The organism is Glutamicibacter endophyticus (assembly GCF_048457885.1).
Taxonomy (GTDB): Bacteria; Actinomycetota; Actinomycetes; order Actinomycetales; family Micrococcaceae; genus Glutamicibacter; species Glutamicibacter endophyticus.
Genome location: NZ_CP174200.1, coordinates 3,044,956 through 3,058,357, shown reverse-complemented (window position 1 = coordinate 3,058,357; position 13,402 = coordinate 3,044,956). Strand labels below are relative to the sequence as shown.

Sequence of the window (13,402 nt, the reverse complement as noted above, 5' to 3'; positions counted from 1 at the left end):
AGGACCCGCATGGCGGGTCCTCAGGAGTTTAACGTGCCTGGCTTGTGAAGAGTCGGCCGAATGCGAGTTCCCGCCGCTGGCCCGAGCTTGGTCGCGGGAACTGGCACCCTTGGGGCAGTAGAAAACGGTCATCGCTACCGACACCGTGCACGGGAAACGTAGCGCTCCGCCAGGTGGCAGCTTTGCGCAGATCGCGGTGAGGCAAGCTGCTTAGGCGGGGATGGCTACGCGCTGAAGCATCTGCTCGATCTTCTCGCGGCAGCCACCGCAACCGGTTCCGGCACGGCAACTCTCACCCACTTCAGCCACGGTTTCGCAGCCCTCGGAAACGGCATGTGCCACATCTCCGTAGGTTGCCCCCGAGCAACGACATAGGGTGTCTTCATCGGCGGCAGCCGCGGTGGGTTCCGGCAGGCCCGGATCATCGAGGCGCAGCAGTAGCGAACGGTCCTCGGGTAGCGCGGCCCCGCGTTCGAAGGCCAGCACCACTTCGGCGCTGGTGCGCGGCAACCCTAAGGCGACGAACCCTAGAGCCACCGAATCGCGGGTGACAAGCTTGAGATAGCATCCGCGCGATGGGTCGGCGAAGACCATGACGTCGCGCCCGTCCTCGGCGAAGAGCGGTGAGTCGATGTCCCCGGCGGCGGTCAGCTCCAGGCCCTGGCCCTTGAGCATGAGCACCTGACTGGCAGTGAACGGTGAGGGTGGGGTCAGCGCCGATTGGGGTTCCGGCGCCCGGTCCGGGCGTGGAGCCCGGTGTGTCAGCAAGTAGTTGGCCAGCCACCCGGCCTGCGCCCAACCCGGGGCCAACAGTCCAGCGGGTGCGGTGCCGGCGACCTCGGCACAGTCGCCGAGAGCGAAGATCCGGTGTTCTGCGTCGGCGCAGAGGTACTCGTCCGTCTTGATTCCGCGGCCCACTTCGAGGCCGCAACCGGCCGCCAACTCGGTGCGTGCTCGCACGCCGGTGGAAATGAGCAGCGCGTCGCCGGTGATTTCCCCGTGGGTTTCGGTACCGAGTGCGGCGAATCCGTTCTCGTTGAGCCGCACTCCGGTGGCACGCACCTGGCTGTGCACCTCAACGCCGGCTTCGCTCAGTTGGCGCAACAGGAGCCGGCCGCCGTCGGCATCCATCATGCGACCCAGCGGTGCCGGGCCGTGGTGAATAAGCACCGGCGTGTGCCCGGCCGTTGCCATGGCTAGGGCGGCCTCGAGTCCGAGAATGCCGCCACCGAGAATAAGCACTCGTCCGCGTCGCGCCAAGACCTTCTGCAACGACAACGCGTCCTCGAGGGTGCGTAGGGCCAATACCCCTTCGGGCAGGTCGGGTTCGGTGTGGGGGTCGAAGTTCACGCCGTGCAGCGAGGGAATCATTGCGCGGGCACCGGTTGCGAAGATCAACCGGTCGTAGCTCAGCGGCTCTCCGGTAGCCAGGTGCACCTTGCGACGAGCCCGGTCCACACGGGTTGCGGTGTAGCCGCAGAGCACGTGCACCCCGGCGTCGCGCAGCCGGTTCAGATCGCTCAGCATCAGATGTTCGGTCCGCGTGCTTCCCACGGCGACCTCGGCGAGCAGCACCCGGTTGTAGGCTGGCTGCGGTTCGGCACCGAGCACGGTCAGCTCGATCTGCCCGGCGCTGACGCCCGGTAGCAACCCCTCGATGAGTGAGGCGGCCACCGGCCCAAAACCGATGATCAGAATTCTTTCGCTGGGAGTGTGACTCATTCGCGGCTCTCCAAAGGGGTCAGTCGCACGGCGGCGTTCTTGAACTCGGGCATGGCGCTGTGCGGGTCAACGTCGTCCCGGGTCAGCAGATTGGCGTTGTTTTCACCCGGGAAGTGGAAGGGCAGAAACACGGTGTCTAAACGCAACTCCGGGCTAAATCGGGCGCGTGCGGTCACGGTGCCACGATCGTTGCTCACGCGGACCGGCTGGCCATCGATAATGCCGTGGGCCCGGGCGGTGGACGGGTGGATTTCCAGCAAGCCTTGATCGGCGGCTGCCTGTAACTGGGCTACGCGGCGAGTTTGGACCCCAGACTGGTAATGCTCCAGTAGTCGACCGGTGATGAGCCACAGCCGCTGGTTGGCGTCGACGGCTTCCGTCGCGCCATGGGCGGTGACCGGTATCAGCCGGGCCTTGCCGTCGGGGTGCGCGAAACGGTCGAGGAACAGGCGTGGCGTGCCTCCCGGGTCGCCACCTGTCGGGCAGGGCCAGTACACCGGTTGCCCGGATTGCACCGCGCTCCAGCTCACACCCGAGTAGTCGGCCAGGCCACCGGCCGACGCCCGGCGCAATTCGTCGAAGACTTCGCGGGGATCATCGGAAAAATGTCCCGGGGCGTCTAGGCGTTCGGCGAGCTGGGACATGATCCACAGTTCGCTGCGGGCCCCCGCCGGTGCGGTCAGCGCCGCGCGGCGTCGCAGCACGCGGCCCTCGAGATTGGTCATGGTGCCTTCTTCCTCGGCCCACTGCAACACCGGGAGCACGAGGTCGGCTTCGGCGGCCGTTTCGGAAAGGAAGAAATCGCAGACCACGAGGAAATCTAGGCGGCGCAGCGCCCGCAACACGTTGCCGGCATCGGGGGCCGAAATAACCGGGTTTGAACCGTGCACCAGCAGAATGCGCGAGCCACCGGGGGTACCCAGGGTGCGCAATAGCTCGGTTGCGGGAAGGCCTGGGCCCGGGATTTGCTCGGGCGCCACACCCCAGACCGCGGCCACATGTGCGCGGTGTGCCGGGTCGCTGATCTTGCGGTACCCGGGCAATTGGTCGCACTTCTGACCATGTTCTCGACCGCCTTGGCCGTTGCCTTGGCCGGTGATGGTGCCATAGCCGCCGGCGCGGGTTCCCGGCAGTCCCAGTAACAGGGCAAGATTGATGGCGGCACTAACGGTATCGGTGCCGTTTTCATGCTGCTCGACGCCGCGGCCGGTCAGGATGAATACCGGGGCGCCGCCCTGCTTAGCGCGCTCTGCACCGGCTGCCAGCGCGCGGGCGGTCCGACGGATCTGCGCGGCGGGTACTCCGGTCAGCGTTGCGACCCGTTCGGGCCACCAGGCATTGAGCGAGGTACGCAACGCGGCAAGACCCGCGGTGCGTTCCTCGAGGTAGCGAGCATCGGCCAAGTTCTCGGTCAGGAGCACGTGACTTAGCGCGAGAAGGAGCGGCAGGTCGCTGCCCGGGGTGGGCTGCAGGTGCCATCCGGCCCCGTTCTCGCTGAGCTGTGCGGTGGCGGAGCGCCGTGGGTCGACCACAATCAAGCCGCCTGCCTCCCGGGCGCCGTCGAGGTGACGGACGAAGGGTGGCATGGTTTCGGCCACGTTGGAGCCGAGCATCAGAATCATCGCGGCCGAATTCAGATCCCGCAGGGGAAAAGGTAAACCGCGGTCTAACCCGAAGGCACGGTTGGTGGCGGCCGCCGCCGAGGACATGCAGAAGCGCCCGTTGTAGTCGATCCGCGAGGTTCCCAGCGCCAGCCGCGCGAACTTGCCTAGTTGATAGGCCTTCTCATTGGTCAATCCGCCGGCACCGAAGACCGCCACCGAATCCGGCCCATGACTTGCCTGCAAAGCACGCACCTTGTGCGCCACCAGATCCAGAGCTTCATCCCACTCAACGGCGGCAAACGAGCCGTCGGCTTGTCGGGCTAGCGGGGCGCTAAGCCGTTCGGGATGCGCCAGTAGTTCGGCGGCACTGTATCCCTTGCGGCAGAGTGCCCCACCATTTGTTTCGAAGTTGCGTCCCTGCAATGCGACAGGTGTTGCGGCCTCGGGACCCGGGGTGGGCGTCAGCGAGATACCGCATTGAAGTGCGCAGTAGGGACAGTGGGTGTCGGTGGAGCTGGTGCTGTGCGACATTAGACTCCTTGAGCGGCAAAGATGCTGCTGCGGCGAACGTAGCAGGCGTAGGTCAGCGCCATGAGCGCCAAGTAGACCAATACGAAGCCGCTGAATGCGGGGACGTAGCTCCCGCTGGTAGTGATCGAGAGGTTCAGTGACTGGGGGACCAAGAACCCGCCGTAGGCACCGAAGGCGGAGATGAGTCCGAGCGCGGCTGCGGAGGTGCGCGCACCGTTCATCCGCGCTTCGCTGGTGTCACCTGCTCGTATCGCATTGATGGCGAAGACGGCCGGGATCATCCGGTAGGTCGAACCGTTGCCGATACCGCTGGTGGTGAAGAGCACGAGGAACAAGCCCAGGAACATCCAGAAATTCAACGTAGGCAATAGCAAGACCAGGGCCACGGTGACCGCGGCCATTACGGCGAATGAGCATAGGGTGATGCGTGCTCCACCGAAACGGTCGGCGAGCTTACCGCCGTAGGGGCGAGACAGCGACCCAACCAACGGACCAAGAAAAGCTAGGGAAACGGTGGCCGTGCCGAGGGCAAATGCGGAGAATTCCGGGAAGGTGTCCGCAATAAGCTTGGGGAAGACGGCCGAGAAACCGATAAAAGAACCAAAGGTGCCGATATAGAGGGTCGCGATGATCCACAAATGCGGTTCACGCAGACTGTTCAGCGCACCACGCACATCGGAACGAGCCGTGCTGAGGTTGTGCATTGAACGCCAGGCACCGAAAACAGCAACGATGATCAACGGAACCCAGATGAACCCGGCCAGCGGCAACTGCAGCGAGCCAGCGGCGAAGATCGTGATGGCTACAGGGACGATCAGCTGGGCCACCGCGGCGCCCAGGTTGCCGCCTGCCGCATTGAGTCCCAGTGCCCACCCTTTTTGCGAGGCCGGGTAGAAGTAGGTGATGTTGGCCATCGAGGAGGCGAAGTTACCCCCGCCGAATCCGGCCAGCCCGGCCAGCGTGAGCATCAGCCAGAATGGAGTACTCGTGTTGGACACCGCGAAGGCCAGTCCCAGTGCCGGGATGAGCAAAAGCAGCGCCGAAACGATGGTCCAGTTGCGCCCGCCGAATCGGGCCACCATGAAGGTGTAAGGAATGCGCAGTGTTGCACCGATGAGGCTAGGCATGGAGATCAGCCAGAATAGCTGTGAGGTGCTGTAGTCGAAGCCTGCGGCCGGCAGATATACGGCGATAATGGCGAAGAGTTGCCACACTACGAAGCCTAGGAATTCGGCAAAGATCGACCACCGAAGGTTCGTAGCTGCGGTACGTTGACCGATACCTTCCCAGAATTCTGGGTTCTCCGCATCCCAGTTGTGGACCCACCGGCCCTTGGTCATCATCAGGGAAGTGGTTGATGCTGGCAGAGTGGCGGTTGTTTGCGTTTCTGACTCTAGCTGGGCGCTCACGCGAATCGTTGCCTTTCACTCGTGGATGATGCTTCGAGCATTCCAGAGCGGTATTTCATGAGCGTGCAGAGCGTATTGCACCAATGACAATTTTTCGTCACCGAATCGTGTCGTGTGGAGAGCAAGGCGTAACGCGTCTGAAATCTAGCGGGTTTTTCGGAGGCGTTCGTCGGAGGAAAGACGCAAAGACAAGGGCGGTTAGCGTCGACAAACTTCGAATCGCTGGGTCGGGGAAGTGGCGAAAATCCAGACACTAAGCGCTTAATGTGACATAGCTTACCCGCTGAGCGCGTCTTGGGGTGCTGTCTTCAGTATTCAGTGCGGAAGAATTAATGGGGTCGTTTAGCTCACTGGAGCGACCTAGTGAGCATCAACCCCCACCGACGAGGAGATCACCCTTGAGCTCTGCCCGCGGCACAGCGGCACCGGCCGCCCGACCCGAAGATGAGCGTCTGTCCGCCGGGCGCACCGTTGCTTACGGATTCCAGCATGTGCTGACCATGTATGGAGGCATTATCGCGCCGCCGCTGGTCATGGGTGGAGCCGCCGGCATGGGAACTGCCGAAATGGGTGTGCTGGTTGCCAGCTGCCTGTTCATCGGCGGCCTGGCCACCTTCCTGCAGACCCTGGGCCTGCCGTTCTTCGGCGCTCAGCTCCCGCTCGTACAGGGAACCTCGTTTTCCGGCGTAGCCACCATGATCGCCATCCTCAATGGGGGAGGCGGCATGCCGGCGGTGTTCGGTGCGGTGCTGGCCTCCGGCGCGATCGGCATCGTGATCGCGCCCTTCTTCGCCCGGCTGCTGCGGTATTTCCCGCCCGTGGTCACCGGCGTGGTCATCACCATCATCGGCGTGTCGCTGTTCCCGGTCACTGCAGACTGGGCCATGGGCGGCGCCACGGCCGGGGAGGACTACGGTTCGTTGAAGCACATTGCGCTGGCCGCGATCACCCTGGTGATCCTGCTGGTGCTCTCCAAGTCCGGGGTTCCGGCGCTCTCCCGCCTCTCGATCCTGCTCTCCATCGTGCTGGGCACCGTTGTCGCGGCCTTCATGGGCATGGCCGACTTCTCGCAGGTGCTCGAGGGCGACATCTTCGCCTTCCCAACCCCCTTTGCCTTCGGTGCGCCGGTCTTCGAAATCGGCGCGATCATCTCGATGATGATCGTCATCCTGGTGACCTACACCGAGACCACCGCCGACATGCTCGCGGTCGCCGAGATCACCGGATCGAAGGTCGACTCCAAGCGCATCGCCAACGGGCTGCGCGCCGACATGCTCTCCTCGACCGTGGCGCCGATCTTCAATACCTTCACCCAGTCCGCCTTCGCGCAGAACGTGGGACTCGTGGCCATCACCGGCGTGAAGAGCCGCTTCGTCGTTGCCGCCGGCGGCGGCATCCTCGTGGTGCTGGGGCTGCTGCCCGTGCTGGGGCGCGTGGTGGCCTCCATCCCGGCACCGGTGCTCGGCGGCGCGGGGATCGTGCTCTTCGGTTCCGTGGCTGCCGCCGGCATCCGCACCTTGGCCAAGGTGCGCGACGACAACATGAATATGCTGATCATCGCCACTTCCTTGGCCTTCGGTTGCATCCCCATGGTCAAGCCGGACTTCTACGCAACCTTCCCGGCATGGGTGGGCACGATCTTCCAGTCCAGCATTTCCTCGGCCACCATCATGGCCGTATTGCTCAACGTGATCTTCAATGAACTGACCCGCAAGAAACAGGCCGAGCTATCACCGCGCACCGTCTATAAGTATCAAACCGAAGGCCTGCAGGACGGGGACCGTATGATCGACGGTAAGCTCTATGACGGCCAAGGCCTAGAGATTCGTGTAATCAGCGAAGAATATGGTGCCGCCGGCGACCGTCCAATGCCACCGCTTTAGCCACAAGTCTGCCAAGCGCGAGGTTGGGGAGCCATAGTGGCGTTCGCGGCATGTTTCAATTGCCGCGACTCAGGTTCGTTAGCATTCCGGGGTGACCGTGAAAAGGTATCTGAGCCTGTGCTGCCAGCGCCTACGGAGGTTAAACAATGCCGGTCAAAGACATAGCCAAACTACCGGCGGTTGACTGGAACTTCGCCAGTCAGCTATACCTGACGCATCGGCTCCTCGTTCCAGAAAGAGAATGCATTAGTTCCATCGCGAGGATTCTATTCATTCGATGCAACTTAGTAGAGTTGGTTCGGGCCCGTTATGCACGAGACCGTAAATGTTGATGATTAGACTCGACAGCATGAAAACACGCGCACTAGGAAGAACCGGACGTAAAGTTTCCGTTATCGGGCTGGGTACCTGGCAACTGGGTGCAGACTGGGGGAACGTCAATGAAGCTGAGGCCCTGTCGGTGCTCGACACGGCCTATGAGTCCGGGGTGACCTTCTTTGACACCGCAGATGTATACGGGGACGGGCGCAGCGAGGAGCTGATTGGCCGCTGGCGCCGCGAGAACCCAAATGCCGAAATCACGGTGGCCACCAAGATGGGGCGTCGGGCGGACCAAGTGCCCGAGGCCTACACGCTGGACGCCTTCCGTAGCTGGAACGATCGATCGCGTCGCAACCTTGGGGTGGATACCGTGGATCTCGTGCAATTGCACTGTCCTCCCACCGCGGTGTATTCCTCCGACGCTGTCTACGATGCGTTAGACACACTGGTTCAGGAGGAACGCATTGCAAGCTACGGCGTCTCGGTAGAAACCGTAGATGAAGCCCTGACCGCTATGGAACGTCCGCATGTCGCTACCGTGCAGATCATCATCAACGCCTTTCGACAGAAGCCAATCGAGCAGGTTCTGCCCGTGGCTCGAGAAGCGGGCGTAGGCATTATTGCGCGGGTTCCGCTAGCCAGCGGGCTATTGACCAACCGGTACACCCGGCAAACCACGTTCGCCGCGGATGACCACCGGAACTACAATCGCGACGGGTCGGCCTTCGACGTGGGCGAAACCTTTTCCGGCGTTGACTACGGGACCGGGCTGGAGGCGGCAGCACATTTTGCCCGGCTGGCTTCGACCGAATTGCCCGATGCCAGCACCGCACAGGCCGCCTTGGCCTGGCTGGTTGCGCAGGAGGACATCAGCACCGTCATTCCCGGGGCGCGTAACGCCGAACAGGCCCGCGACAATGCCGAGGCCGCCAACTACAGCGTTTCTGCGGAATTCCTAGCCGCAGCGCGTGAACTCTACGATGTCGAACTGCGCGGGCAGATTCATCCTCGTTGGTAGTTCCCGACGTTAAGAAACCGCCGGCCGTCGACCCCTGAAAGGGGCGGCGGCCGGCGGTTTTCTGTGCTGGCTACTTGAGGTGATCTACCAGCTGCGCGGCAATGCCGTTGTACGTAGCTGGGGTCAGCTCCTGCAGGCGCGCCTGCGCTTCGGCGGACAGGCCCAGTTCGCCAACGAATTCCTTCAGGCGATCTGCATCCACACGGTGGCCGCGAGTCAGATCCTTCAGACGTTCGTAGGGGTTATCCATCCCTTCGACACCAGCGATGGCCTCGGCACGCATCACCATCTGAATGGCTTCGGCCAGCACCTCCCAGTTGTGGTCCAGGTCCTCGGCCAGCACGGACTCGGCGACGTCCAAGCGATCCAGGCCCTTGGCCACGTTAGAGATCGCGAGCAGCGAGTGCCCAATTGCGGTGCCGATATTGCGCTGCGAGGAGGAGTCAGTCAGGTCGCGCTGCCAGCGGCTGGTGACTAGGGTGGCGGCCAGCGTGTCGAGCAGGCCGTTGGAGATCTCTAGGTTCGCTTCGGCGTTTTCGAAGCGGATCGGGTTGACCTTGTGCGGCATGGTCGAGGAACCGGTAGCACCGGCCACCGGAATCTGTGCGAAGTAGCCGATGGAGATGTAGCTCCAGATGTCTGTGCACAGGTTGTGTAGGATCCGGTTGAAGCGCGCAATGTCCGCGTACAGCTCGGCCTGCCAGTCGTGAGATTCGATCTGGGTGGTCAACGGGTTCCAGGTCAGACCCAAGTGCTCCACGAAGGACTTGGAGATTTGCTGCCAGTCTGCACCGGGCACCGAGGCGTAGTGGGCGGCGTAGGTGCCGGTGGCACCATTGATCTTGCCCAAGTAGTCGGTCTTCTCGATGCGGTTGAGCTGGCGGGTCAGTCGCCAGGCCAAAACCGCCAATTCCTTACCCAGGGTGGTCGGCGTGGCCGGCTGCCCGTGCGTACGCGAGAGCATCGGCACGTCGCGGGATTCGTCGGCCATGGTGGTCAGCTGGGCAACCAGCGCCCGTGCGGCAGGCAACCATACCTGTGTAACGCCACCCTGCACGCCCACGGCGTAGGACAGGTTGTTGATGTCTTCCGAGGTACAGCCGAAGTGCACCAGTGGCTTGAGCTGGCCGATGCCCAGCCCCTCGAGGCGGTTAGCGATGTAGTACTCGACGGCCTTTACATCGTGCACGGTCACGGCTTCGATCTCGGCCAGTTCCTTGACGGAATCGAGGTTGAAGTCCGTGACGATCTTGCGCAGACCGGCCTTTTGCTCGGCCGTCAGCGGGCTGGTGCCCGGCAATACGGAGTTATCGGTCAGGTGGATCAACCATTCGATTTCTACGTGAACACGATCTCGGTTCAACGCTGCTTCGGAAAGGTAATCGACCAGGGGAGCGACGGCACCGCGGTAGCGGCCGTCAAGGGCCCCAAGGGCCAGGGGTTCATCTGCAAGTGAAGTGCGCGCAATCTCAGCCATGATTCCTATTCTTCCATCACTTGCGGGCCGGTACATCTTTTGTGGCGCACCGCAACGAACACGACCGATCCACAGCTCGTTGCATCATGCCCCGCAGTACTCACCGGCTAGGGGCAGGATGATGCCAGCGGGCGGAGGAATGCCCACCAGGAAGGAATAGGAGGGTAAGGCGTGATGATCTTCGACTCTAGTCTGGACGGGGTGATGAGCGAACTCGTCCGGGCACGGCAATCGACCCATCAGACCGCCGGAAACCTTGGCTCGATAACGAACCTGACATGGAACACCAGCGCCGGGCGGTCCTTTGAAGAGAAAGTACTTGAGCTTATCGAGGTACTTCACATGCTGGAGTGCTCATTGGATGACACGGCCAACTACGTGATGGTGGCCAAGCGAGAACTCGATGTCCTCGAGGCGCAGATCATGGGTCAACGGATGGCGGGCTGACCCGTGGGTTACGTCGTGAACTTCAACGAAGCCGACTACGCGGATGCAGCAACGATCTGCGATGCGGCGAATAGCTCATTGCGTGAGGTAGAGCAGACCGTCCTGCGTCTGCGGGACAAGGTGCTGAACTGTCAGCAGATCGTGCAGTCGCAATGCATTGCCGCTGGCTTGGGCCCGCGTGGGCACACGCTCAACGAGTTGTGGCTGAAGCTACTGTCAACCGCTCCGCTTGCCAGCGAAGCCGCCACCGAGGCCGAAAAGCTGAGCCAACGTACACGTCAGGCCATGGTGAATTACATTGAGTCCGAGCGTCTGGCCCAGCGGCTCATTACGGACCGACGGCTTCTGGACCAATTGGCCGACCTGGTGGTCAGTTCCTCCTTGAACGACTTGCGTCCGCCACGGCAGACAACTGAGCAACTCGTGCGGCTGGTCGTGGACATGCTGACCGGTCCACTGTGGGGGTATCTGGACGACAGCGAGAGCAAACGCCACGGCGATGTCTTGCGCACCTTGTCTCGAGTGCTGGGCCTAGATACTTCGCGGCGGCTCTTCAGCATGAAGCTCTGCGATACCGCACCCATCATGAGCCAGGAAATCGATGGCGGGCTCAGCGGCTATTACCAACTCCACGATTACTTAGAGCGCGATGCGCAACAGAATCCGGGCAGGTTCATGGTGGTGCAGGCCGAACAACGCGGACGGGATGTGTACCTGGTGGTGCTGCCGGGCACCCAAGACAATAGTTGGGGGCAACTACCCTTCGATGCCAAGGGCATTCTTGATGCATACGGGGGAGAGTCGCAGAATCTGCAGGATCCGGTGGACGAGGCCTTAAGACTCAGCGGTGCCGGTCCCGGTGATGAGGTCATTCTTTCTGGATACTCGCAAGGCGGCCTGCACGTGGCCAATCTCTTAAAAAATGCGTTTCTGCGCAAGAAGTACCGTTTGAACCAGGCGGTCACCTTCGGGTCACCCGTGGGCACCATCCAGTTGCCGAAACAGGTGCGCAGCCTGCATCTGGAGGACGCCAAGGATATGGTGCCGGGCCTTGAAGGAGTGCCGAACCAGTACCAACAAAACCAGCTCACGGTGACATTTGATGGTCCGCGACGCCCCGACGAGTTCGAGAGCGGATTCTTTGGCAAGGCGCATAATCTGCACAACTACGGAAATCATCTGGCCGAACTGGAACGAAGGCCCACCGGGCAGGTGCGCGAGAACGTTCGCGAACTCAGTCTGGATGGTGGGCCGGTGAAACTGCGGCGCTTCCAACTGCGGCGCCGGCACGAGTACCCGGCGCCGCCGTTGAATCATCAGGGACGCCGGGTGTACCCGGCACCGAAGGATTAGCGGTTGTCAGACTTGACGAACACGCCCAATACGGCAGAGACGATAGAAATAATGATGGTGCCAACGATCGCGTCCCACCAGAAAGCATCGACATGCAGTCCCACTGGAGTGAATTGGGTCAGCCAACTGGTCAGCATGAGCATGCCGGCGTTGATAATGACGGTAAACAGGCCCAGCGTCAGGCAGGTGATCGGCATCGAGAACAAAGCGATGATCGGACGGACTAGCGCATTGATCAGTCCGAAAATAACGCCAATAACGCCGTACGACAACCCAACGCTCAGCGAGTCGTCGGCAAAGGGCGACATTTGAATACCGGGCACGATCCAAACGGCCGCGGCCAAGGCGAGCGCGTTGATCAGAACTCGAATCAGGAAACTCATAAGGTAACTCTTGCACATAAAACTGAATCGCCGGTGGGTGTCGAAGGCAGTCGGTCTAATATGCTGTGCACCATGAGTCAGAATTCCGTGAACCATGATCCAGTCCAGCCACGCCCGGTGGTGGCCCGCTTGCCTAGATACGCTGCGGGCAAGCCGCCGGTGACGGTTCCGGGGCTGCAGCCCTTTAAACTCTCCTCCAACGAGAACCCCTTCGGGCCGTTGGACGAGGTAAAAGAAGCGGTCCGTGAGCAAACGGATCTGAACCGTTACCCTGATCCGCTGTGCACCGCTCTGCGTGAAGAACTGTCCGGGGTCATTGACGTGCCAGCCGAAGATATTGTTACGGGTACCGGTTCGCTGGGGGCACTCAGCCAAGTACTGGCCACCTTCGCAGGGCAGAACGAAGATGGCGTGCAGGACGAAGTGATTTTCGCTTGGCGGTCCTTCGAGGCCTACCCAATTGTGGTGAACTCGGCCGGGGCGTTGCCGGTCCCGGTGCCGCTTCTTGAGGACGGGCGCCACGACCTTGAAGCCATGATCGAGGCCATTAACGAGAACACCTCCGTCATTCTGTTGTGCACCCCGAATAACCCCACCGGCCCGAGTCTGAGCCAGCAGGAAGTGGACGACTTCTTGGCGCGGGTGCCGAAGAACGTGCTGGTCGTGCTCGATGAGGCCTATATCGAATTTGTGCGTTCCCCGCAGGCGGTGGATGGTGTTGCCACCTACCGTGCCCATAATAATGTGCTGTTGCTTCGTACCTTCTCCAAGGCCCATGGCCTAGCCAACCTGCGTGTGGGCTACTCGGTGGCGCACCCCGAGATCACGAACTATATCCGCGTGGTAGCCACACCGTTTGCCGTCTCGTCCGTAGCTCAGGACGCGGCTATCGCCTCCTTGCGGCATATGGATAAGGTGCTCGAACGGGTCGACTCGCTGGTGGTTGAGCGTGAGCGCGTCGTGGCGGCGCTGGACGAGCTGGGCTGGACCATCCCGCGCACGGATGCGAACTTTGTGTGGTTGCCCCTTGGCGACAAGACCGATGCCTTCGTCGAACTGGCCGATGCCCAGGCGCTTTCGGTGCGTGGATTTACCGGCGAAGGCGTGCGTGTGAGTATCGGTGAAGCGGAGGCAAACGATCGCTTTATCGAGCTTTGCCGCGAAAACGCGACGTTGCTCACCGTGTAGATTCGGCTTATTTCTCGCCTTTGCACAGCCAACTGACATAGGCTTATACCTAGAAAAACCGTATAT

General features: G+C 61.9%; 10 protein-coding genes. 5 read left to right on the top strand and 5 right to left on the bottom strand.

Annotated elements, in window-relative coordinates; genetic code table 11:
* Positions 1-210 precede the first annotated feature (210 nt).
* The 3 genes from ACJD00_RS14280 to ACJD00_RS14270 are packed head-to-tail and all read right to left on the bottom strand — an operon-like array spanning position 211 to position 5,272.
* Positions 211-1,722: an FAD-dependent oxidoreductase gene (locus ACJD00_RS14280; protein WP_418907571.1), complete on the bottom strand. Its 1,512-nt coding sequence runs from the start codon at positions 1,720-1,722 to the stop codon at positions 211-213.
* Positions 1,719-3,857, bottom strand: coding sequence for a molybdopterin oxidoreductase family protein (locus tag ACJD00_RS14275; protein ID WP_418907570.1), 2,139 nt, complete (start codon positions 3,855-3,857; stop codon positions 1,719-1,721). Before ACJD00_RS14275 ends, ACJD00_RS14280 begins: the two co-directional genes overlap by 4 nt.
* Positions 3,857-5,272, bottom strand: coding sequence for an MFS transporter (locus ACJD00_RS14270; RefSeq protein WP_418909341.1), 1,416 nt, complete (start codon positions 5,270-5,272; stop codon positions 3,857-3,859). Before ACJD00_RS14270 ends, ACJD00_RS14275 begins: the two co-directional genes overlap by 1 nt.
* A 326-nt stretch (positions 5,273-5,598) precedes the next feature.
* Here ACJD00_RS14270 and ACJD00_RS14265 point away from each other — a divergent pair, with 326 nt between their 5' ends.
* Positions 5,599-7,149 (top strand): nucleobase:cation symporter-2 family protein, encoded by a 1,551-nt coding sequence (locus tag ACJD00_RS14265; protein WP_418907569.1) that lies wholly within the window; start codon positions 5,599-5,601, stop codon positions 7,147-7,149.
* Positions 7,150-7,498: 349 nt separating this feature from the next.
* Positions 7,499-8,488, top strand: a complete 990-nt coding sequence (locus tag ACJD00_RS14260; protein ID WP_418907568.1) for an aldo/keto reductase — start codon at positions 7,499-7,501, stop codon at positions 8,486-8,488.
* Positions 8,489-8,558: 70 nt separating this feature from the next.
* Here ACJD00_RS14260 and purB read toward each other — a convergent pair whose 3' ends face one another.
* Positions 8,559-9,965 (bottom strand): adenylosuccinate lyase, encoded by a 1,407-nt coding sequence (gene purB, locus ACJD00_RS14255; protein WP_418907567.1) that lies wholly within the window; start codon positions 9,963-9,965, stop codon positions 8,559-8,561.
* Between the two features lie 171 nt (positions 9,966-10,136).
* Between purB and ACJD00_RS14250 the strand changes: the two genes are divergently transcribed.
* Complete coding sequence (locus ACJD00_RS14250; RefSeq protein WP_418907566.1) at positions 10,137-10,412, top strand: hypothetical protein; 276 nt, start codon at positions 10,137-10,139, stop codon at positions 10,410-10,412.
* A 15-nt stretch (positions 10,413-10,427) separates the two neighbouring features.
* Positions 10,428-11,765 carry a lipase family protein gene (locus ACJD00_RS14245; RefSeq protein WP_418907565.1) on the top strand — a complete coding sequence of 446 codons (1,338 nt, stop codon included), beginning with the start codon at positions 10,428-10,430 and terminating at the stop codon, positions 11,763-11,765.
* Here the strand turns inward: ACJD00_RS14245 and ACJD00_RS14240 are convergent.
* Positions 11,762-12,148, bottom strand: coding sequence for a phage holin family protein (locus tag ACJD00_RS14240; protein ID WP_418907564.1), 387 nt, complete (start codon positions 12,146-12,148; stop codon positions 11,762-11,764). The genes ACJD00_RS14245 and ACJD00_RS14240 overlap by 4 nt on opposite strands.
* Before the next feature lie 72 nt (positions 12,149-12,220).
* Here ACJD00_RS14240 and ACJD00_RS14235 point away from each other — a divergent pair, with 72 nt between their 5' ends.
* Entirely contained in the window at positions 12,221-13,336 is a 1,116-nt protein-coding gene (locus ACJD00_RS14235; RefSeq protein ID WP_418907563.1) for a histidinol-phosphate transaminase, read from the top strand.
* The last annotated feature ends 66 nt before the right edge of the window (positions 13,337-13,402 follow it).

What these genes read in the sequence shown, in the direction of transcription:
- ACJD00_RS14280 (WP_418907571.1), bottom strand. Translation starts at nt 1,722, where the DNA reads ATGAGTCACACTCCCAGCGAAAGAATTCTGATCATCGGTTTTGGGCCG.
- ACJD00_RS14275 (WP_418907570.1), bottom strand. Translation starts at nt 3,857, where the DNA reads ATGTCGCACAGCACCAGCTCCACCGACACCCACTGTCCCTACTGCGCA.
- ACJD00_RS14265 (WP_418907569.1), top strand. Translation starts at nt 5,599, where the DNA reads ATGGGGTCGTTTAGCTCACTGGAGCGACCTAGTGAGCATCAACCCCCA.
- ACJD00_RS14260 (WP_418907568.1), top strand. Translation starts at nt 7,499, where the DNA reads ATGAAAACACGCGCACTAGGAAGAACCGGACGTAAAGTTTCCGTTATC.
- purB (WP_418907567.1), bottom strand. Translation starts at nt 9,965, where the DNA reads ATGGCTGAGATTGCGCGCACTTCACTTGCAGATGAACCCCTGGCCCTT.
- ACJD00_RS14240 (WP_418907564.1), bottom strand. Translation starts at nt 12,148, where the DNA reads ATGAGTTTCCTGATTCGAGTTCTGATCAACGCGCTCGCCTTGGCCGCG.
- ACJD00_RS14235 (WP_418907563.1), top strand. Translation starts at nt 12,221, where the DNA reads ATGAGTCAGAATTCCGTGAACCATGATCCAGTCCAGCCACGCCCGGTG.